The organism is Streptomyces sp. NPDC050423 (genome assembly GCF_040655445.1).
GTDB lineage: Bacteria > Actinomycetota > Actinomycetes > Streptomycetales > Streptomycetaceae > Streptomyces.
Genome location: NZ_JBFAJY010000009.1, coordinates 146,410 through 166,457, shown reverse-complemented (window position 1 = coordinate 166,457; position 20,048 = coordinate 146,410). Strand labels below are relative to the sequence as shown.

Below are 20,048 nucleotides of genomic sequence, written 5' to 3'. Positions count from 1 at the left end.
CGGTTGCGGCGGTGGCGGCGCTCTCCGCCCATGGTGGGTCCGGCGCGGCCGTGCGCGCGGGCGCGCCCCCGCCCCCGCCCGCCGCCTCGTCGGGGGGGGGGGGGGGGGGGGGGGGGGCAGAAAGCAACCGCATACGGTGCTGAAGACGTGCTCAGGGAATCAGCAGCTGGCCCAGCTGAGCCCCGCAACGTAGATCGGGTTCCCGGCAACGAGTGGCTTTGACCAGCACTGTCGCAACAGGCCCCAAGGGCTTACAGGGAAGCAACGCGTTGTTTTTTTACGAGCTCTTAGCTTAGCGGCTGGTCCGGATCACCACGCTTTTGAGGGTCGTGCCCTCCAGCGTGTACTCGGCCCTGTCTCCCATGACGCCGTCCAGGACGATTTTGTCGACATTCTTATGACCCAGGACTTCAGTGATTTGTCTATTCACGGTAGTGGTGGCGCCTCCGACTTCTTGGGTGAGGGCTACGTAGATGCTTCCAGTGTGATTGCTCCCCGCTGTTCCCTCGGGGCTGCGCAGGGCGACTTCCGGATTGGTAGGCGAAGTTCCTTTACCACTTCCGTTCAGTCCAGCCAGCTGGCTGGCTGGCTGGCTGGCTGGCTGGCTGGCTGGCTGGCTGGCGGCCGATTTCATCATCTCCTTGAGATTGGTCAAATTGGTCTGCTTGAGCTGGGAGAATTCACCGACATAGTCCGACTGCTCCGGGCTGGAGCTGTTCTGCTCGGCTTGAGGGATCGGGACCCAGAACACCAGGTCGGCGCCGATCTTCCCGTCCTTCTTCTTCTGGTACGCGGCGATTCCTCCCGGAAGCGCATCGTCAATGTCAAGTGTGCTCAGTGCTCCGTACTGAACCCAGCAGGTGGGGTCTTTCCTGATGGCCTCGGCCCCGAGCTCCAGCTCGTAGGCGAACCCTCCCGGACGCTTTCCCACTGCCTTGGCTGCCACGGCGTCGACCTCCGCCATCGGAAAGGCGCGTTCACTTTCCTGCAGGGTTTTGACGTTGGCCCGAATGTCCGCGTGCCCAGAAAGGGCGTCTGCATCCACAGGTGTCGAAGCAGTCATGCGCGCCGACGATGCGTTAAGTGCCTGTCGTTCGCCTCGCTTCTGCCTCAGGAAATCCTTCGGATTGGCCGTGGTCGTTGAGAATTGATCGCCCTCTGCGGTCAGGAGGTAGTTCAGGGTCTCCTCCAGATCCTGCCTGTAGTCCTTCTCATTTACCCTTTGCTTGTAGAGCTCCTTCTTCTTGTCCTTGCTGAGGGTGAAGAGAAGGTCATAGGCGGAAGTGCCGATGCCTGCCTTCAGGTCCGGCAAGTTCGTGTACTCCTGGAGACCGACCTTGAGCGTTCGCTGCCCCGAGGGGTTCGCTGGGGCGGCGGCCGGGCCGGTCACCTCCCGGCCCTCGGGTCGTTCGATGGACATCGCGCGGACGGCGTTGGCCTCAGCTTCGCGTTCGAACCGGTCGGACGGGTCGGATACCTTCAGTCCCGACCCGTTGTCACTGCCGGCGACAGGCCCCCGGCGTTGCTGGATCACATGGGTCAGCTCATGGGCGAGGGTATGGCTGTCCGTACCGCCCTCGCCGATCACGACGTGGTTACCGGACGTGTAGGCGCGGGCGCCGACCTCGGCTGCGGAAGCCTTTGCCGCGGCGTTCGTATGGACCCGTATGTCGGAGAAGTCCGCGCCCAGGCGTAGCTCCATGTCGCTGAGGGTCCCCTGGTCCAGGGGGCGGCCACTGGTGCGCAGCACATCGTGGACTGTGGAGCGCTGCACGGCGGGTGTCTCCGGCTGGTACCCGCAGCCGCCGGTGTGCTGGTGCTGCTCGGGCTGGGCCCAGGGGGCCCGGCCCGCCGGAGCATCTGCACGACCGAGGCGTTGCCGGCCGTGGCCTGCAGGCCGAGCAGGCTCTGCAGGTGTCCGGGGAGGGCCGGTCCGGGCCTGTGGGACGAGGGCTTGACCCTCTTGGCCTCGTCTGCTTTGGCGTTCTCGTGACTGTGTAAGGGAGCACCTCTGGTGGCGTGGGTTCATCGGCTCTTCCCAGGTACACCGCGCGGACTGCTGACGCCAGGTACTTTCGGGCACTACGAGCTGACCGGACGGGCGACTTCCGGCCTTGGGCGCGGCGGCGGCCGGGGCGGTCCTTCAGGTGCGTAGTCCTGCGAGCAGGATGCCGACGAGCGCGGTGGCTCACTCCCCGGAGGCAGCGGCGTTGCCCGTCAGGAGCTGGTACAACAGAGCGCTGAACGCCGTCGCCGAGACGCTGCGGGGCGAGGGACATGATGTCGTGACGCGGCCCGTCGACTTCTCCTCCCGCCGAACGCCTCGCGCCACCACCGAAGGAAGCCCTGCCCGCGGTGTGCGTGGCAGGCTCGGTCACCGTGCCCGCCGACGCCAAGGGGGCCGACTGGCGTCAGGCCAAGTACCGCCAGGACGTCCCCTACCTCCACACCCCCTGGCTGAACACCTACAAACCCATCCGCAGCCACAACGAAGGCGCCAACGGCCGCTTCAAGAGCGGGACCCTCGACATCGGCAACCGCAAGCACCGACCCGCCCCGGGCCAGGTCACTCAGGCCCTCTTCCTCGCCCTGATGCTTACCGTCGCGAACCTGAGAACCCTCGAGACCTGACTCACCGAACGGGACGGACCCGGCGAGCTCACCGACGCCGACTTCGACACCACCGGCCCGCTGCCCCCGCTCAGTACCCCGGCCATCACGCTGCCGAGGACAAGCAGAGGGCGCCACCCGCCCCCACGCTCTCGCTGAAACCAGCCCCGTACGACAACTCCAGCCCACCCACGCACGCCGATCACCCCACAGACCGGCGTGCACACCCATGCCCACACACAGGCAGACGCCGGTACGGCGCCCACCGAACCACCCCGACGCACGCACCCAGACCTCCCGACGAGCCCAGAAACGACGAAATCCCGTCCGATCGAAGCGATCGGACGGGATTTCGTGAACCGCTTACGAGCTAACTCGTGAACGGCCTTGCGGTGGGGAGTTCACGAGTACCTCTGATCAGCCTGATTCGCCACTTTGTGGCCCTCTCCCCGACAGGTCAGTGATCGTTCCCCGACTATGTCGCTACAGACAAGGACGACCGCAAGGGCATGCGTACTCCATGCGAGGCGTGTGCTCACCCTTTAGGTGGACCCTCCCTCTCGTTTGTGGCTGAACGGAAGCACCGGATCAGAAACTGGCTCGGCCCGCAGCAACTACAAGATGCGGCCACGCACGTACTCACGGAACAGGAAGTACATGTCGAACCGGGGACTCCGCCGCACTGCCATCGCCGTACTCACCGTCCTCGCGGTGGGAGGCGCGTCCGCGTCCACAACCGGCGCCTCCGGTCACGAGAAGCATCTTCAAGGTGACCCCATCTCTCGGGTTACCGCGTCAGCGGCCGAGCCGGGTATCGCTCCACCCGACCCCGGCAACACAGCCGTCTACCTGGGCCAGGCAGGGCAGGTCCTGGACATGTCCCCGAGCGCGGGCGCGACCTCGAAATCCCCCAAATCCTCGAAGGTGGGCGGGCTCCACTGCACACCGATCAGCGGGAGGGACAACCCTCACGTCTCCGAGAACAAGATCGACATGTCCGGGCACGGGTGGTGGAAGAAGGGGGACTGCTCCAATAGTCGTGCCAAAGTATTCAATTGCATCTACGAATACTTCACGGATCACAGTTGGCGGCAGCAGGCGTGCTCGCCCACCAAGGAACTCAAGCCGGGTGGTGGCAGCTCGAACCGTACGGTGGCCCGCATCAACTGCCGCACGTTCCAGCAGACGTCGTGGCGCAACCACGTGGAAGTCGACGTTATCGGCGAGCTCGACACCGGGGAGAAGCCGATGAACCAGGCCAAAGCCGCATGCCGAGCGCAGTAACGGAAGTCGCCACCCCTCCGTGACGTGAGGGCCGGTCAATGAACAGCCGCAGCAGGACCGAGGGGATCAGTTGTCCGAGCAACACGACGTCGTCCAGCCAGGGATCGACCCCGCGGGCTTGTCCACGGCAGGCCCCATGTTCGCCGCGTTTCATGGCGAGCTGGTCCCGCACCCGTGGCGCGACCCCGAGTCCGAGCATGACGCGTACCAGCTGTTCCACCAGCGGTCGATTGCGATGGGCTGGCTGGACGAGCAATCGAGCGCCGCACGGGACGAACGCGCGTCCAAGGCTCCGGGCCTGTGGGCCATGAACAACGCCTTCTGCAGTACCCGCCATGCCGCTGCCGAGCCCTTCGCCCGGTTCCAGGTCGAGTGCAGTATGCCGGCGAACGACCGGCCGTTGCCCGTGCAACCGTTCCTGCGCTGCGCCGAGGACACCACCGCGCGCATCGGCACGGCACATCTGTCCGCGGTACAGCTCCTACTGCCCCTTCAAGGGATCGACCCCGCCTCCCGCCCGCGCAACGCGCTCGTGCCCTCCATGGAGACCTGCGACTGGTTCGGTGAGCACGCCCCGCAGGCCCAGACACCGGTGAAGGTCACCATTGACAGCGGGCGCACCCCCTCCATCCCTGCCATCGCGCAGCAACTCGTCAGGCTCATCGGGCACTTGCAGCAAGACGCATTCATCCCGGGCAAGTCGGGAAGAGCCGACGAGGACGAGACTCTGCCACCGCCGTTCGCCGACGGATTCTGGAACGGCCCACCCCTGCACGGCATGACCCTACGAGGTGAACTCGCCGAGTGGTCCTGCGACGCAGTCGGCTGGCTGGCCGCGACGATCGCCGACTCCGCATCCCACCTCGGCGTGCGCACCCCCCTGCTGCTTTCTGTCGTACGAGGCTGAACGACGGCGATTGGCTGCACTCCGGCCGGGCCAAGAAGAAGGCGAGCTGCCGGTCCTGGAGTTCAGCGAACACGCATGTCGGCGTCGCTTGAACCGCGCCCCTCTGACGGCGGAACTCGGGAACACTGGCGCGATCAGCCCAGAGGGACTGACCTGTTCCGCCCCTGATCCGTCTACAACTGCCCCCGCCTCGTGCAGCAAGTGGCATTGGGTGAACGCGCGTTGTCGTTTGCGGTCTTCAGCGAACAGCTCCTGCGATCTTGCGGCTTTGGCTCATACGGTGTGGCGAAGGCTCCGGCGGAAGCGCTGGGGGCTTCAGGGATGTCGCCCAGGACCGGGGGCTGGTTGTGACGTCGGTGTACGACCGTCTGAAGCGGGAAGTGGCCACCGTCCGCGCCAGTGCGGCCTCGCTGCACGAGGATATCGGGACGATCCGCCGGCAGATCGCGGCAGCCGAGGAACTGCTGCGCGATTTGGCACTGACCCAGAAGACGCTCGATTCGCTGCCTCCGGATGATGCCGAGGATCCGGGTGGCTCTGCTACACCGACGGGCGAGCCAGACGGTCAGGACGCGGGCGAAGCGGACACAGGCTCCGGCACCGCGCAGGATTCCGACGCGGTCGACGACTCTTTGCCCGGAGTCGACACCGGGTCTGCTGGCTCGAAGCCGTCTCTCGAGTGGGAGGAGGGCAGATGCCGGATGCTGTCGGTGCTGACGACAGCCGGGCCGGAGCGGGGGATGAAGGCGAAGGCGGTCGCCGCCGCCATCGGCGAGGACGTGTCCACCCCGGCGCGGGTGGAAACGACCCGGGCCCGGCTGAAGAACTTGGTGAAGGAAGGGCTCGTCATCGAGGACTCCGCCTCCCGGCTCGCCATCGCGACCACCGACAACACGGCTACTGCCGACGAGGGGGCGCCCAGGGCCGCCTGAACCCAGACTCCCGTCCCACGTTTCACTGGTGGCACGGGGAGGTCCGGCACCGCCGTCAAGCCGTGGAAAGCGTCGGCGGTGCCGGCACGTGAGCACCCTGCAGGTGGCTCCCGGGTGTCCGAGCGTAGGCGAGACGCGCTGCGCTCGGCGGGCGGAGCCACGAAAGCGTCATGTCCGATCGCGAAGTGAGCGAGTTCGGACACGAAGTGAGGCTTCATGCCCGATCTCCCTTTCACATGCGACTGCTTGGGGCCACAGGGCTGTGCCCGTGGCGGTTCCGAGGCGGGCCACCGTGGCCACGTCAGGCCAGGAACGCCCGGCCAGGAGATCGGCGATGGCCTGCCGGTTCACCCCGGATGCCTCCGCGAGGCCACGCATGCTGAACCGCCGCTCAGTCATGGTGGCGGTGAGAATCCTTGCGATGTGTTGGACAGCGACGGCGCCGGGGTCAGCGAGGTCCGCGTGGGGCCAGACTTCCGGATCGCGGGCAAGCTCGCGCGGCGGGGTTCGCCGGTTCATGCCACCGACCATTGTGTTGCACTCCTTTACGTGAAGATCGTCGCCGATCCCTTCGTGGCTGCTTGACCAGCCGGTGGGATGGGTCTGTGACACTGAACCCGCAGGTCTCCGCCCGTATCCGCCGCTACCGTCCCCGACTGCCGCCGGAGCGGTGGGGGCCGGTGGCCGATCAGGTGCGGGCCACGGTCGCAGCCGCCGCCCCGGCCACCTGTTACGAGGCCGGACACTTGCTCCATGTAGTCGGCCGCCTCGCCGTCTGGGCCGACAGCTGCGGACTGTCACGCGATCCTGGGCTGTGGCTGCGGACCGAGACGATTGATCTGTTCATCCTGCGTGGGCCGACCGGACGAGTGGGAAGCAGTCGGCAGACCTTCCGCACCTGGCTGCGGCGCACCCGTGAGGCACTGGTGTGGGTGGAGCGCGGGGAGGCTCCTGCGGTCCGGATCTCCGCCAATCGGCGACCTCAACCACCATATGAACATGGTGAGTTGTTGCGTTGAGTAGGTGGGCCGAGTTGCTGCCGGGGCGGGCCCGGCTGGACGGGCTGGCGATGATGACCCTGACGGCGGGCTGCGGGCATGACCTCGGCTGCTTCCCTGGGCCCCTACTTCCACTGGGTGCCGCCGCTCGCGCCCGAGCAGGCCGCCGAACTGCTGCGTGGGCAGAACCGATGATGCACCGGCCGGAAGACCCCGCCGCTCCGGCCGCTCATATCCGACAGCTGCGGCCCAAACCGCCGCTGAGCGGACCTGCGGAGATCCCTGACTCCAAGGTCGGCCAGTTGCTGACCCTGATCGACCGCTCCGGCTATTCCCCAGGAACTCGAAGAACTCCTCAAGAGCCGTCCCGGCCCCAAGGGCATGCGCCCGCGAGTGGTACTGGCCGGACTGCTGCTGGCCGTGTACTACAACGACCGCGCCACCGTCGCCGACGCCTGGCGCATCCTGCACTACAGTCTCAGGCCCAGAGCACGCGGCTGGCTGGGCATCCCGGACCTGCCCCCACGTGATCCCTGGGCGCGTATCGCCTCCAGCAAGCGCCTCTACCGGGGCCTGGACACGATCACCGCTGCCCTGGACCCGGCCCGCCACGACCGCCGTTCCCGTCTGCCCCTGCGCCTGGCCGATTTCCACGCCGCGATCTGGGACAGCCCAGAGGGCCAGCAGGCCGCCGCCCGGCTGCAGGCCCTGACCAACCGCCTGGTGCTGACCTCCGTCCGCATGGCTCACCAGCGCGGATACCTGCGCGGCTGGAACGGCGACGTCGGCGTGGACGCCACCGACATCACCGTGAACACCCACCCTCACAGCCCCCGGCGCGGTACCGCCTCGACCGACATCACCGCAGGCTGGCACTTCAAGGGCGGCACCGGCGATAAAGTCTTCGGCTACAGCGCGACCCTGGCCATCGCCGCCCACCACCGCGACGCGGACAACAACCCGCCCAAGGCGTACCCCCAGCTGTGCCTGGGCTTCGAACTCGACACCCCCACCGTCCGCACCGGCCCCAACGCCGTCACGGTCCTCACCCAGCTCACCGAACTCGGCCTGCCCACCGGCATCCTGGCTGCCGACCGCGCCCACACCGGCTGCAGCCCACCCACTTTCCAGACACCCGTCCGCCGCCTCGGCTACCGGCTCGCCCTGGACTACAAGGTCAAAGAGCGAGGCCTGCAGGGCAGTTGGCAAGCAGCTCCACTTGTCGACGGCTCCCTGCTGTGCCCGCTCACGCCGGCCCCCTCGTCCACGCCACCACCGGCGCCGACGACGACACCGTCCGCGCACCCGGCGACGTCCTCGGCAAGAAGATCGAGGCCCGCGGCCCCTTTCACCTCAAGCTCAAGCAGGGCCCGGACGCCCGCGGCTCGATCCGTGTCCAGTGCCCCGCCGGCGGCTCCTGCCCGTCGGTCAACTGCGCACGCCACGACCAGCTGCATCCCCGCGCCTCCACCAAAATGCCGGCCCGAGTGATCGACCTCGATGCCCCGCAATTCCGTACCACCCACGCGGCGACCCACCCCACTATCCACATCTCCTACGCCGAACGCCTCGCGCCACCACCGAAGGAAGCCCTGCCCGCGGTGTGCGTGGCAGGCTCGGTCACCGTGCCCGCCGACGCCGAGGGGGCCGACTGGCGTCTGGCCAAGTACCGCCAGGACGTCCCCTACCTCCGCACCCCCTGGCTGAACGCGTACAAACCCATCCGCAGCCACAACGAAGGCGCCAACGGCCGCTTCAAGAGCGGGACCCTCGACATCGGCAACCGCAAGCACCGACCCGCCCCGGGCCAGGTCACTCAGGCCCTCTTCCTCGCCCTGATGCTTACCGTCGCGAACCTGAGAACCCTCGAGACCTGGCTCACCGAACGGGACGGACCCGGCGAGCTCACCGACGCCGACTTCGACACCACCGGCCCGCTGCCCCCGCTCAGTACCCCGGCGATCACACCGCCGACCCAAGGTTCCGGGCGACATCCGCCTCCGCGCCTCCGCTGACGCCGGACTCGTACGACAACCCCAGACGATCCACGCACGCCGATCGCCCCGCAGGTCGGCGTGCACACCCATGCCCGCACAGGGCAGGCAGCAGTACGGCGGCCACCGAACCACCCCGACGCACGCACCCAGACCTCCCGACGAGCCCAGAAACGACGAAATCCCGTCCGATCGAAGTGATCGGACGGGATTTCGTGAACCGCTTACGAGCTAACTCGTGAACGGCCTTGCGGTGGACCTGTGGGGATTTGAACCCCAGACCCCCTCGATGCGAACGAGGTGCGCTACCAGACTGCGCCACAGGCCCTTGCAACGAGTGAAACTTTAGCACCCTCACCGGGGTGCTCGGAAATCCGTTCCGCGCGGGTCAGCCGAGTCGGTGTCGTGGTGCGGGCGGAGGTCTCACTCGTTGGCCGCACGGGGGCGGTCGTCCTCGTCGTACTGGTCGAAGAGGGGGGTGCGGCCCCGGTCGCGGGAGCGGCGGGACTGGTTGGTGCGCTGGCGTGGCGCCGGGTCCACGGGGGGCGCCGCGGGGTGCGGGGCGGCCGGCTGGGTGGGCTCGGCGGTGCTGGAGCGGGCCGCGCTCCAGGTCTCCGGGTTGCCGACCTCGACGCCGCCCGTGGCGCGCGGGGCGACCGGGGCGGTGACGTAGGTCGGCAGCGGGACCGGGACCGGCTCCCAGCTGTCGCCCTGGACCCGGCCGCGTTCGCGCTGCTGGTCCACCCACTCCGCGTGGTCCGTCTGCTCGACCAGGGCGCGGCGGCCGGCCTCCTGCGGGGAGACCGTGGGGGTGGGCTCGGGGACGGGGTGGCGCGCTTCGGGGTCCTCGTCGGACTCCGCGGGGGCCGACGCGGCGGGCTGGTGCCTGCGCGGGCGGTTCTCGCGGAGCCGCTGTGCCGCCACCTCGGCCCGTCGCCGGTCCATGGTGAAGGCGAACCTGCGCCGCTCCTGGGCGCGCAGATGCACGATGTACGTGCTCAGCAGCACCGCCGGAACCGCGGGGGCCCAGAGGAAGCCGAGGCCGCCGACCGCCGCGACGACCGCGCCGAGCGTGAAGGCGAGGAAGAGGACGACGGTGGTACGCCGACGGCGTGCGAGGACCTGCGTGCGCTGCGCACGCCGGGCTCGTTCGGCGTCGATACCGCCGGGGCGCGAACGCGGGCGCCGGGCGGGCGCGGGGGCGGAGGGGGATGCCGGCCGTTCCCGGGCCGGGTGCTCCTTCGGTGCGCGCTCCGGCATACGAGCCGGGTCGTACACCCGGGCCTCGGTGTGCGCCGGAGGCGCGGAGAAGTTCCGGACGTCGACGGAATCCATTCGATCCGTGCTCACGTCCGGCTCGGCGTCGGGCGCCGCCTCATCGTCGGTGCGCTCCTGCAGGCCCTTGGCATACCGGCGCTCCATCGCCGCCCGTCCGGACAGCAGCCGGATGGCGGTGCTGAAGCGTTCCGTCGGACGGGCTTCGTTGAGCTCGTCCTGCCTGCGGAGCCACATCGGCACCAAATAGGCGGCCCAGGCCCCGACGATGACTGCGTAGATGAGGCCGCTGCTGCTCACATCTCACACCGTAGAGGGGTTTGCATGGAGGCATCCGCCAATTGGCGCGGTGTGTCGCACGATCCGGCTGATATCACGGACTTTTTTTGTGATTGTTCGAACCAGCAGTCGGCGTTTGGTGTTCGTTAGCAGTCAAACAGCGGTCAATTTCGAACATATATTTCATTTAGTGTGATGTTCAGGGCGTTCCGGCCGGGCCCGCTGCCACCTCCGGAGCAGCCCGTCGGGCACCTCCTCGGCGGTGAGCGCGTAGATCAGATGGTCCCGCCAGGCCCCGTCGATGTGCAGATAGCGGGGCCGGATCCCCTCCTCGCGGAATCCGAGTTTCGCCACCACCCGCCGGCTGGGCGCGTTCTCCGGGCGAATGCACACCTCGATCCGGTGCAGTCCGACCGAGCGGAAACAATGGTCGACGGCGAGGGCGACCGCGGTCGGCATCACCCCGCGGCCCGCCACCTCCTGGTCGACCCAGTAGCCGACGTGGCCCGAGCACATCGAGCCCCAGGTGATCCCGGCGACGGTCAGCTGGCCGACCAGCCGGCCCCGGTACTCGATGGCGAAGGGCAGCATCCGGCCCGCGTTGGCCTCGGCCCGCAGATGGCGGATCATCTGCCGGTACGTGGGGCGCTGGGCCACCGGGCCACCGGGGGCGGGCGGCGGCACGGTCGCCTCCCAGGGGCGCAGCCAGTCCCGGTTGCGCCGGTTGACCTCGCGCCACATGGCCTGGTCGCGCAGCTTTATCGGCCGGAGGGTGACGTCGCCGTCCACCAGGGTCACCGGCCAGGTCGGGACGTTCAGCTCGGGCTCCCGGGTCGGGGGTGATCGCCGCCGCGGAGCTGGTCGACGGCGTGCACCAGGAGTCGGGTCAGGACCGCCAGCCCGTCGCGCACCCCGCCGGTGGAACCGGGCAGATTGACGACGAGGGTGCGGCCGGCCACGCCCGCCAGACCGCGCGAGAGCGCGGCCGTGGGGACCTTGTCCCGGCCCTCGGCACGGATCGCCTCGGGGATACCGGGAATCTCCCGGTCCAGGACACGGCCGGTCGCCTCGGGGGTGCGGTCGGTGGGCGAGACGCCCGTACCGCCGGTGGTCACGATGACGTCGTACGCGGCGGCCACGCCGGCCCGCAGCGCCTGCTCGACCGGGTCGCCGTCGGGGACGACCCGCGGTCCGTCGACCGTGAAGCCGAGCCCGGTCAGCGCCTCGGCGATCAGCGGGCCGCCCTTGTCGGCGTAGACCCCGGCGGCGGCGCGGTTGGACGCGGTCACCACGAGGGCGCGGTACCCGGACGGTGAGGTTCCCGGCGTCGTCATGCGTCCGCTCCGCCGGGCGCGGTGCGCCGGTAGTCGCCGGACTTGCCGCCCGACTTCGCCTCGACCCTGATGTCGGTGATGACCGCGGCCTTGTCGACCGCCTTGATCATGTCGACGACGGTGAGCGCGGCGACCGACACCGCGGTCAGGGCCTCCATCTCCACGCCCGTGCGGTCCGTGGTCCGCACCGTGGCGCGGATCTCCACCGCGTCGTCGGCCACGCTCAGGTCGACCTTGACGCCGGAGACTGCGAGCGGGTGACAGAGGGGGATCAGGTCGGGGGTGCGCTTGGCCCCCATGATCCCGGCGATGCGCGCGGTGGCGAGGGCGTCGCCCTTGGGGACCCCTTCACCCCGGAGCAGTTCGATGACACGCGGCGAGACGAGGACCCGGCCGCTGGCACGGGCGACGCGCGCGGTGACGTCCTTCTCGGAGACGTCGACCATGCGGGCGGCGCCCGCCTCGTCGATATGCGTCAGCCTGTTCTGCGTACTCAACTAACTCCGCCTAGCGGTAGGGCGCCGGTTGCCCCTGGGCCGCACCGGGGTGCGGGCCCGGGGTCCGGGGGGTGTCCCCCGGAAGGCACAGCGGCAGATACCGTACCGCCACCCGGCGCCCGTCAGCGGATCAGGATCACCTCGGCGTCCGTGCCGGGCTCGGCGGAGGTGACGTCCTCGGGCAGCACGATCAGCGCGTCCGCCTGGGCGAGAGCGGCGATCAGATGCGATCCGGAGCCGCCCACGGGCGTGACGGTGCCCGCCTCGGCGTCGTACCTCCCGCGCAGGAACTGCCGTCTGCCGGCGGGCGAGGACAGTGCCTTGTCGCAGGCCAGGGTGGCTCTGGCGGTGGGTCGGTTCACGTCCTGAAGGCCCATCAGGGTGCGGATCGCGGGCCGTACGAACAGCTCGAAGGAGACGTAACTGGAGACCGGGTTTCCGGGCAGCGCCAGCAGCGGGGTGTGGTCGGGGCCGATCGAGCCGAAGCCCTGCGGCTTGCCGGGCTGCATGGCGAGCCGCCGGAAGTCGATGCCGCTCCCCGGCTCGTCCTCGTCGCCCACCGAGGACAGGGCCTCCTTGACCACGTCGTACGCGCCGACGCTGACGCCACCGGTGGTGACGACGATGTCGGCGCGGATCAGCTGGTCCTCGATCGTGGCGCGCAGCGTCTCGGCGTCGTCGGTGACGGCACCGACCCGGTAGGCGATGGCTCCGGCGTCGCGCGCGGCGGCCGTCAGCGCGAAGCTGTTGGAGTCGTAGATCTGGCCGCCGGTCAGTTCCTCGCCGGGCTGGACCAGTTCGCTGCCGGTGGAGATGACGACGACGCGCGGCCGGGGCCGCACCTTCACCGTCGAGCGGCCGATCGCCGCGAGCAGCCCGATCTGCGGCGGTCCGACCACCGAACCGGCCCGCAGGGCCAGATCGCCCGGCCGGACGTCGCTGCCGCGGTCCCTCACATGGGCGCGGGCCTCCACCGGGCGGTGGACGCGGACCTCGCCGCCCGCGCCCTCCGGGGCGTCGCTGTGGGCGCGCATCGCGGCGGCGGGGCCCTCGCCCGTGCCGCCGTCGGTCCACTCGACCGGGACCACGGCCTCCGCACCGGCCGGCAGCGGGGCGCCGGTCATGATGCGGGCGGCCTCGCCCGGCCCCACCCGCTGGTCGCCGAGGAGTCCGGCGTCGCCCGCCGCGACGTCACCGATGACGGTGAGGACCGCGGGGAACTCCTCGGTGGCACCCTCCACATCGGCGACGCGGACCGCGTAACCGTCCATCGAGCTGTTGTCGAAGGGGGGCAGGGCGATCTCCACCACGACGTCCTCGACCAGGACGCAGCCCTGTGCGTCGTGCAGTTGCAGCTCGATGGGTTCGAGCGGCTTCACCGCGGCGAGAATGTCTTCCAGGTGCTCGTCCACCGACCAGATCGTGCTGCTCAAGGTCTTACATCTCCTCGGTGACGTAACTGCGGAGCCAGGTCCGGAACTCCGGGCCCAGATCTTCACGTTCGCACGCGAGTCTGACAATGGCACGGAGGTAGTCGCTCCGGTCACCGGTGTCATAGCGGCGGCCCTTGAAGACGACGCCGTGCACCGGACCGCCGGTCTTCTCGTCCTCGGCCAGCAGTTGCAAGGCGTCGGTCAGCTGGATCTCGTCGCCGCGGCCGGGCTCGGTCCGGCGCAGTATCTCGAAGACCGCGGGGTCCAGGACGTAGCGGCCGATGATGGCGAGGTTGCTGGGCGCGTCGGCCGGCTCCGGCTTCTCGACCAGGCCGGTGATCCGCATCACGTCGTTCTCCGCGGTGGGCTCGACGGCCACGCAGCCGTACTGGTGAATCAGCTCGCGCGGGACCTCCATCAGCGCGACGACGCTGCCGCCCTCGCGCTCCTGGATGTCCACCATGCGGGCCAGCAGCGGGTCGCGCGGGTCGATCAGGTCGTCGCCCAGGAGCACGGCGAACGGCTGGTCACCGACGTGCGGCGCCGCACACAGGACCGCGTGCCCGAGGCCGCGCGGGTCGCCCTGGCGGACGTAGTGCATGGTGGCGAGGTCGCTCGACTCCTGGACCCTGCGCAGCCGTTCGGCGTCACCCTTGCGGGTGAGCGCGGACTCCAGCTCGTAATTGCGGTCGAAGTGGTCCTCCAGGGGACGCTTGTTGCGACCGGTGATCATCAGTACGTCGGAGAGCCCGGCTGCCACCGCCTCCTCGACGACGTACTGGATGGCAGGCTTGTCGACGACAGGCAGCATCTCTTTGGGAGTGGCTTTGGTGGCCGGCAGGAAGCGGGTGCCGAGGCCCGCCGCCGGAATGACAGCCTTGCTGATCCTGGGGTTCGACTGAGTCATGCGCAGAACCTTAACCGGCGCACATGGGCGGAAGATGAGTCTCCGGTTAACTTTGTACTCATATATGCCAGTACGAGAGATCCGTGGGTGCCCCGTTGAACGACGACATGTCCGCAAAGGCGCTGCTGCGGCGTGAACTGCTCGCCGCACGACGCCTCCTGACCGGGGAGGACGTCGAACGGGCCGCCGCGGTTCTGGCCCGTCACGCACTCGCTCTCCCCGAGCTCTCCGGGGCCCGCACCGTCGCCGCGTACGTCTCGGTGGGACGCGAACCGGGCACCCGCGCCCTGCTCGACGCGCTGCGCGCGCGGGGCGTCCGGGTGCTGCTGCCGGTGCTCCTGCCGGACAACGACCTGGACTGGGCGCCGTACGAGGGCGCCGGGAGCCTCGCGAAGGCCGGTCGCGGACTACTGGAGCCGGACGGGGAGCGGCTCGGGCCCGACGCCGTCCTGGACGCCGACGCGGTGCTGCTGCCCGGCCTCGCCGTGGACGGGCGCGGGATGCGGCTAGGCCGCGGCGGCGGCAGCTACGACCGGGTGCTGGCCCGGCTCTCGGCGGCCGGGGCGCACCCGGCGCTGATCGTCCTGCTGTACGACGACGAGGTGGCCGCGCGGGTCCCGGAGGAACCGCACGACCACCCCGTGGACGCGGTGGTGACACCGGCGGGCTCTCGGCGCTTCAGCGGTGGCTGAAGAACCACGGGCCCGCCCCTGACACTCCAGGAGCGGGCCCGTACCTACGGCTTCAGGGGCGGCGCGCCCCCTACGGCTTCAGGGTCAGCGTGTCCCTCGTCGACCCGGCCACGGCGTTCGTCCCGTAGGACCAGTCGAGCAGCTCGCCGTTGACCCACTTGTCCGTCTGGTCGGTGTAGTGCGCGCTGAACGCGTGCCCGGAGGCGCCGGTGAGGTTGATCCAGCGGGACTTGTCCCAGTCCCCCACGTTGACGACCATCCGCATCGACGGAACCCAGACGACCTCGTAGCCGCCGGCCGCGTTCCAGCCGGTGGCGTCCACCGCGGCCTCGCCGCCGCCGAGGTTCCACGGTCCCCGGTTGAGCGCCCGCTGGAGCAGTCCGGGCCCCTCCGTACCGAGGGTCTGGTTCTTCAGGGTCAGCTGGTGCAGCCGGCCCCAGTTCCAGGTGGTGATGTCCTTGCCGAGCTTGGCCGTCAGCTCCCAGCGGGCGTCCTTCATGGCGCGGGCGAAGAGCTCCTCGCGGTTGCTGGTCGCCTTGTCCTTGCGGTTCGCCGGCGCCTTCCACCAGTCACTGTCCGGCTTGTCCATGAGGCTCTCGACGACCTGGTACCAGCGGTCACCGCCGTCCGGCTGCGCCGAGTCGGGGGCGCGCTGGCCGCATTCGCGTACCAGCCTGTCCTGCTCGTCGACCGGGCCGGAGCTCTTGGCCGGGGGCACGTTCAGGCACTCACCCTTGACCCGCATCTCCTTGGGCAGCTTGTCGCCGAAGGCCAGCTTGAGGATGTTGCGCCAGACCGCGTTGAAGTACGCGGCGGCCGCCGAGTCGGACTCCTGGGTGTAGTCCCATCCCTCCAGCAGCTTCTGCGCCTCCCGGACGTCCTTGTCCGAGATGTTGATCTTCATCAGCTCGGGCACCAGCAGCGTGGCGATCTCGCTGGTGTTGTCCATCTGCATCTTCTGCATGTCATCGGTCGAGATCTTCCCGCCGCCCTTGATCTTCGACTGGATGAGGTCGTTGATCCGCTGGCTGCGGGTGCCGTAGCCCCAGTCCTTGGTGAGCATGTACGGGTACTTGTCCTCGTCTATGACCGCCTGGTTGGCGGTGACGATGTACCCGCGCTTCGGGTCGTACTCGTACGGCAGCTCGTCGAACGGGATCGGGTCCTTCTTCCAGCCGTAGGCCGAGGACCAGCCGGGGCTGGGCATCGTGCCGTCGCCGGACTTGCGGACCGGGATCTTCCCCGGCGCCTGGTAGCCGATGTGGCCCTTTGTGTCGGCGTAGATCAGGTTCTGCGAGGGGACCTCGAAGTGCTCGGCCGCCGCGCGGAAGGACGTGAAGTCCTTGGCGCGGTTGAGCTCGAAGACCGCGTCCATCGACTTGCCGGGCTCCAGCGCGGTCCACTTCAGCGCCACCCCGTAGCCGTCCGCACGGTCCGGGGCGGCGTTGGTGACCGGCGCCTTCTGGCCGACCTTCTCCAGTTCGCTGCTGCGGTCGGAGACCAGCGGACCGTTGTTGGTCTCACGGACGGTGATGTGCCGGTCCCCGCCGCCCGCGACCTTGATGGTCTCCTCACGGGTGGTGAAGGGCTTCATCTTGCCGTCGTACTGGTAGCCGTCCGACGAGACCTTCTCCAGGAAGAGGTCGGTGACGTCCGCGCCCAGGTTGGTGAAGCCCCAGGCGACGTCCTGGTTGTGGCCGATGATCACGCCCGGCATCCCGGAGAACGTGTAGCCGGCGGCGTCGTACTTACAGGTCGCCGAGACACTGCGGCAGTGCAGCCCCATCTGGTACCAGAGCGAGGGCAGCTGCGGCGCCAGGTGCGGGTCGTTGGCGAGCAGCGGCTTGTCGGTCGTCGTGTACTTGCCCGAGACCACCCAGGAGTTCGACCCGATGCCGGTGCCGTTCGGGCCCAGCAGGGAAGGGATCTTGTCGAGGGTGTCGGAGAGCGCGCCGAGCTGGGTGTTCAGCCCCGCCGTGGCGCCCTGCGCGGTGGACGAGCCGAGGCCGTCGGACGGCGTCGCCTGCGGGTCGAACTTCCCGGTGTCCGAGGAGATCGCGCCCTCGGCGACGATCGGCTTGTGCTTGTCGTACGGGTACGGCGGGTACAGGTCCTCGATCTGCTTCGCGTCCAGCCTGCTGGTCATCAGCGAGCGGTCGATCTCGTCCTGCATGTTGCCGCGGAGGTCCCAGGCCATGGCCTTCAGCCAGGCGACCGAGTCGACAGGGGTCCACTTCGTCGGCTTGTAGTCGTTGGTGAGGCCCAGCGCCGCGTACTCGACGGAGATGTCCTTGCCGTCGCGGCCCTTGAGGTAGGCGTTCACCCCGTCCGCGTACGACTGGAGGTTCTTCTTGGTCTCGGCGGACAGGACGTGGTCGTACTCCTCCTGTGCGACCTTGCGCCAGCCCAGCGTGCGCAGGAAGGAGTCCGTCTCGACCTGTCCGGACCCGAACATCTCGGAGAGCCGGCCGGCCGTCATGTGACGGCGGACGTCCATCTCCCAGAAGCGGTCCTGCGCCTGGACGAATCCCTGGGCGCGGAACAGGTCGGCATCGGAGTCCGCGTAGATCTGCGGAATCCCGTAGCTGTCGCGCTTCACCTCGACATTGCTGTCGAGGCCGGCGAGCTCGGCGGTCCCGTTGGTCTGCGGGTACGAGGCCCGCACGGTGGATACGGACCAGTACGTGCCGTATCCGATACCCGCGACAAGCGCCAGCACCAGGACGATCACGATCAGGCGGGCGCGTCGCCCCTTCTTCTTGCGCGGCCTGCCACCGGCGGAACCGGTGGAGCCGGAAGAGGCGGTTGTGTTGGCGGGCATCGCTGTCCTTCGAGGGGCAGGGTGGTCCTGGGAGTGCAGGAGCAACCATAGGCGCAGCGCCGGAGCCCCTCTGACGCGGTATCGGGATGGTTCGAATTGCGTAGCGGTCGCACGAGTACTCGAACGCATCAAGAAAGCGTTAAAGATTAGGTAAGGTAACGAAGTACCGGCCGCCGGAACACGATCCGGCAGGCGCTCACAGGGAAGGACCGGCCACTGACTGTCCACGCGCTCAACGAGCTCCTGCTCGTCTGCTCACTTGTCCTGCTCGTCGCGGTGGCGGCGGTACGGATCTCGTCGCGCAGCGGGCTTCCCAGCCTGCTCCTGTACCTCGGCATCGGGGTCGTCATGGGGCAGGACGGGCTCTTCGACGTCAAGTTCGACAACGCGGAACTGACGCAGGTCATCGGGTACGCGGCCCTGGTCGTGATCCTCGCCGAGGGCGGCCTCGGCACGAAGTGGAAAGAGGTCAGACCCGCGCTGCCCGCGGCGGCGCTGCTCTCCACCGTCGGCGTCGCGGTGAGCGTGGGCGTGACCGCAGCCGGAGCGCACTACCTGGTCGGCCTGGACTGGCGGCAGGCACTGATCATCGGCGCGGTGGTCTCCTCCACGGACGCCGCCGCCGTCTTCTCCGTCCTGCGCAAGGTGCCGCTGCCCGCTCGGATCACCGGTGTCCTGGAGGCCGAGTCCGGCTTCAACGACGCCCCCGTGGTAATCCTGGTGGTGGCCTTCTCGACCGTCGGTCCGGTGGACCACTGGTACGTACTGGTCGGCGAGATAGCACTGGAGCTGGCGATCGGCGCTGCCATCGGCATCGCGGTCGGCTGGCTCGGCTCGTTCGGTCTGCGGCATGTGGCACTGCCCGCCTCGGGCCTCTACCCGATCGCCGTGATGGCCATCGCGGTGACCGCCTACGCGGCGGGCGCCATGGTCCACGGCAGTGGCTTCCTCGCCGTCTACCTCGCGGCGATGATCCTCGGCAACGCCAAGCTGCCGCACTGGCCCGCCACCCGCGGCTTCGCCGACGGACTCGGCTGGCTCGCCCAGATCGGCATGTTCGTACTGCTCGGCCTGCTGGTCACCCCGCACGATCTGCTCGACGACTTCTGGCCCGCCGTCGTCGTGGGCCTGGTGCTCACCATGGTGGCCCGGCCGCTGGAGGTCTTCCTCTCCCTGGCGCCGTTCCGATTGCCGTGGCAGGAGAAGGCCCTGATGTCCTGGGCGGGGCTGCGCGGCGCCGTGCCCATCATCCTGGCGACCATCCCGATGGTGTCCGGTATCGAGGGTTCCACCCGGGTCTTCAACATCGTCTTCGTGCTCGTCATCGTCTACACCCTCATCCAGGGCCCGACACTGCCCTGGCTCGCGAAGGCCCTCAAGATCGCCGACGACCCGTCCGAGGCGGCCGACCTGGGCATCGAGTCGGCGCCCCTGGAGCGGCTGCGCGGACATCTGCTGTCGGTGGCCATCCCCGCCAAGTCGAAGATGCACGGCGTCGAGGTCGGCGAACTGCGGCTGCCCTCGGGGGCCGCGGTCACCCTCGTCGTACGGGACGACACGAGCTTCGTCCCCAACCCGGCGACCGTGCTGCGCCGCGGCGACGAACTGCTGGTGATCACGACCGATCCGGTGCGCGACGCGACCGAGGCGCGGCTGCGCGCGGTCGGCGAGGGCGGCAAGCTGGCCGGCTGGCTGGGCACCGACGGAAACCCCGGCACGGAACCCTTCACCGGACCGCATGTCTCCAATGCGCTCAAGGCCGTGAAGAAGCTGGGCCGGATGCCGGACGAGACGAAGGCGCACGAGACGACGCCCCGGGAGATGAAGACCCGTGAGGCAAAGGCCCGCGAAGCCAGGACCCGTGAAGAGAAAGCCCGTGAAGCGAAGGCACACCAGTGAGAACACACACGCGTTCTCAGGTCACGGAGGGTGACTGGCACACAATCGCAGGTACGGCTGGAACCCTGCCTGTACCATGAAGGAAACCTGCCCATGCTCCGCACGGCTGTGACGCACTCCGGTGCCGCATCGCCGTGCGACACGTGACCGGCAGTGACTGATCCACCCGAATTTATCGTCACCGAT

General features: G+C 68.9%; 17 protein-coding genes, 1 tRNA gene and 1 pseudogene. 9 read left to right on the top strand and 10 right to left on the bottom strand.

The features are described from left to right. Positions 1–1,414: 1,414 nt before the first annotated feature. A pseudogene (locus AB0I52_RS10030) lies at positions 1,415–1,905 on the bottom strand (DUF4157 domain-containing protein); the annotation flags it as partial. 450 nt (positions 1,906–2,355) lie between these two features. On the opposite strand from AB0I52_RS10030, the gene AB0I52_RS10025 reads away from it, so the two are divergent. The 4 genes from AB0I52_RS10025 to AB0I52_RS10010 all read left to right on the top strand — a co-directional run bounded on the left by AB0I52_RS10025 (position 2,356) and on the right by AB0I52_RS10010 (position 5,733). Continuing rightward, positions 2,356–2,631 (top strand): hypothetical protein, encoded by a 276-nt coding sequence (locus tag AB0I52_RS10025; protein WP_363070732.1) that lies wholly within the window; start codon positions 2,356–2,358, stop codon positions 2,629–2,631. A gap of 636 nt (positions 2,632–3,267) precedes the next feature. Then, positions 3,268–3,894: a hypothetical protein gene (locus AB0I52_RS10020; RefSeq protein ID WP_363070730.1), complete on the top strand. Its 627-nt coding sequence runs from the start codon at positions 3,268–3,270 to the stop codon at positions 3,892–3,894. A 70-nt stretch (positions 3,895–3,964) separates the two neighbouring features. Beyond that, a complete protein-coding gene (locus AB0I52_RS10015; RefSeq protein WP_363070728.1) occupies positions 3,965–4,801 on the top strand; it encodes a hypothetical protein in 837 nt (278 codons plus the stop codon). Between the two features lie 347 nt (positions 4,802–5,148). Then, positions 5,149–5,733, top strand: coding sequence for a hypothetical protein (locus AB0I52_RS10010; protein WP_363070726.1), 585 nt, complete (start codon positions 5,149–5,151; stop codon positions 5,731–5,733). Between the two features lie 168 nt (positions 5,734–5,901). On the opposite strand, the gene AB0I52_RS10005 is transcribed toward AB0I52_RS10010, so the two are convergent. Beyond that, positions 5,902–6,111, bottom strand: a complete 210-nt coding sequence (locus AB0I52_RS10005) for a helix-turn-helix transcriptional regulator (protein WP_363070756.1) — start codon at positions 6,109–6,111, stop codon at positions 5,902–5,904. A gap of 45 nt (positions 6,112–6,156) precedes the next feature. Here AB0I52_RS10005 and AB0I52_RS10000 point away from each other — a divergent pair, with 45 nt between their 5' ends. The 3 genes from AB0I52_RS10000 to AB0I52_RS09990 all read left to right on the top strand — a co-directional run bounded on the left by AB0I52_RS10000 (position 6,157) and on the right by AB0I52_RS09990 (position 8,746). Continuing rightward, the gene (locus AB0I52_RS10000) at positions 6,157–6,318 is read left to right on the top strand and encodes a hypothetical protein (RefSeq protein ID WP_363070758.1); all 162 of its coding nucleotides are present in this window, start codon (positions 6,157–6,159) and stop codon (positions 6,316–6,318) included. Positions 6,319–7,112: 794 nt separating this feature from the next. Next, positions 7,113–8,222 (top strand): hypothetical protein, encoded by a 1,110-nt coding sequence (locus tag AB0I52_RS09995; RefSeq protein WP_363070724.1) that lies wholly within the window; start codon positions 7,113–7,115, stop codon positions 8,220–8,222. Then, positions 8,219–8,746, top strand: a complete 528-nt coding sequence (locus AB0I52_RS09990) for a hypothetical protein (RefSeq protein WP_363070722.1) — start codon at positions 8,219–8,221, stop codon at positions 8,744–8,746. Before AB0I52_RS09995 ends, AB0I52_RS09990 begins: the two co-directional genes overlap by 4 nt. Before the next feature lie 233 nt (positions 8,747–8,979). On the opposite strand, the gene AB0I52_RS09985 is transcribed toward AB0I52_RS09990, so the two are convergent. The 7 genes from AB0I52_RS09985 to galU form a co-directional block, all read right to left on the bottom strand. Next, positions 8,980–9,053: transfer RNA gene (locus AB0I52_RS09985), tRNA-Ala, on the bottom strand. A 95-nt stretch (positions 9,054–9,148) separates the two neighbouring features. After that, the gene (glpR, locus tag AB0I52_RS09980) at positions 9,149–10,300 is read right to left on the bottom strand and encodes a gephyrin-like molybdotransferase receptor GlpR (protein WP_363070720.1); all 1,152 of its coding nucleotides are present in this window, start codon (positions 10,298–10,300) and stop codon (positions 9,149–9,151) included. Positions 10,301–10,462: 162 nt separating this feature from the next. Next, positions 10,463–11,077: a GNAT family protein gene (locus AB0I52_RS09975; protein WP_363070718.1), complete on the bottom strand. Its 615-nt coding sequence runs from the start codon at positions 11,075–11,077 to the stop codon at positions 10,463–10,465. A 17-nt stretch (positions 11,078–11,094) separates the two neighbouring features. Beyond that, on the bottom strand, positions 11,095–11,613 hold the full coding sequence (locus AB0I52_RS09970; RefSeq protein WP_363070716.1) for a MogA/MoaB family molybdenum cofactor biosynthesis protein: 519 nt from the start codon (positions 11,611–11,613) through the stop codon (positions 11,095–11,097). Next, positions 11,610–12,110, bottom strand: coding sequence for a cyclic pyranopterin monophosphate synthase MoaC (gene moaC / locus AB0I52_RS09965; RefSeq protein ID WP_363070714.1), 501 nt, complete (start codon positions 12,108–12,110; stop codon positions 11,610–11,612). Before moaC ends, AB0I52_RS09970 begins: the two co-directional genes overlap by 4 nt. A gap of 122 nt (positions 12,111–12,232) precedes the next feature. Next, entirely contained in the window at positions 12,233–13,543 is a 1,311-nt protein-coding gene (glp, locus tag AB0I52_RS09960; protein WP_363070712.1) for a gephyrin-like molybdotransferase Glp, read from the bottom strand. Between the two features lie 4 nt (positions 13,544–13,547). Beyond that, positions 13,548–14,450 carry a UTP--glucose-1-phosphate uridylyltransferase GalU gene (galU, locus tag AB0I52_RS09955; protein WP_363070710.1) on the bottom strand — a complete coding sequence of 301 codons (903 nt, stop codon included), beginning with the start codon at positions 14,448–14,450 and terminating at the stop codon, positions 13,548–13,550. A gap of 107 nt (positions 14,451–14,557) precedes the next feature. Between galU and AB0I52_RS09950 the strand changes: the two genes are divergently transcribed. Continuing rightward, positions 14,558–15,142: a 5-formyltetrahydrofolate cyclo-ligase gene (locus tag AB0I52_RS09950; RefSeq protein ID WP_363070754.1), complete on the top strand. Its 585-nt coding sequence runs from the start codon at positions 14,558–14,560 to the stop codon at positions 15,140–15,142. A 70-nt stretch (positions 15,143–15,212) separates the two neighbouring features. On the opposite strand, the gene AB0I52_RS09945 is transcribed toward AB0I52_RS09950, so the two are convergent. Then, positions 15,213–17,963, bottom strand: a complete 2,751-nt coding sequence (locus AB0I52_RS09945; RefSeq protein ID WP_363070708.1) for a penicillin acylase family protein — start codon at positions 17,961–17,963, stop codon at positions 15,213–15,215. Positions 17,964–18,239: 276 nt separating this feature from the next. On the opposite strand from AB0I52_RS09945, the gene AB0I52_RS09940 reads away from it, so the two are divergent. Then, positions 18,240–19,862: a potassium/proton antiporter gene (locus AB0I52_RS09940; RefSeq protein ID WP_363070706.1), complete on the top strand. Its 1,623-nt coding sequence runs from the start codon at positions 18,240–18,242 to the stop codon at positions 19,860–19,862. Positions 19,863–20,048 lie beyond the last annotated feature (186 nt).

Excerpts from the sequence above, each read along its gene's own strand:
- AB0I52_RS10020 (WP_363070730.1), top strand. The coding sequence starts at position 3,268 with ATGTCGAACCGGGGACTCCGCCGCACTGCCATCGCCGTACTCACCGTC.
- AB0I52_RS10005 (WP_363070756.1), bottom strand. The coding sequence starts at position 6,111 with ATGCGTGGCCTCGCGGAGGCATCCGGGGTGAACCGGCAGGCCATCGCC.
- AB0I52_RS09995 (WP_363070724.1), top strand. The coding sequence starts at position 7,113 with ATGCGCCCGCGAGTGGTACTGGCCGGACTGCTGCTGGCCGTGTACTAC.
- AB0I52_RS09970 (WP_363070716.1), bottom strand. The coding sequence starts at position 11,613 with ATGACGACGCCGGGAACCTCACCGTCCGGGTACCGCGCCCTCGTGGTG.
- galU (WP_363070710.1), bottom strand. The coding sequence starts at position 14,450 with ATGACTCAGTCGAACCCCAGGATCAGCAAGGCTGTCATTCCGGCGGCG.
- AB0I52_RS09950 (WP_363070754.1), top strand. The coding sequence starts at position 14,558 with ATGTCCGCAAAGGCGCTGCTGCGGCGTGAACTGCTCGCCGCACGACGC.
- AB0I52_RS09945 (WP_363070708.1), bottom strand. The coding sequence starts at position 17,963 with ATGCCCGCCAACACAACCGCCTCTTCCGGCTCCACCGGTTCCGCCGGT.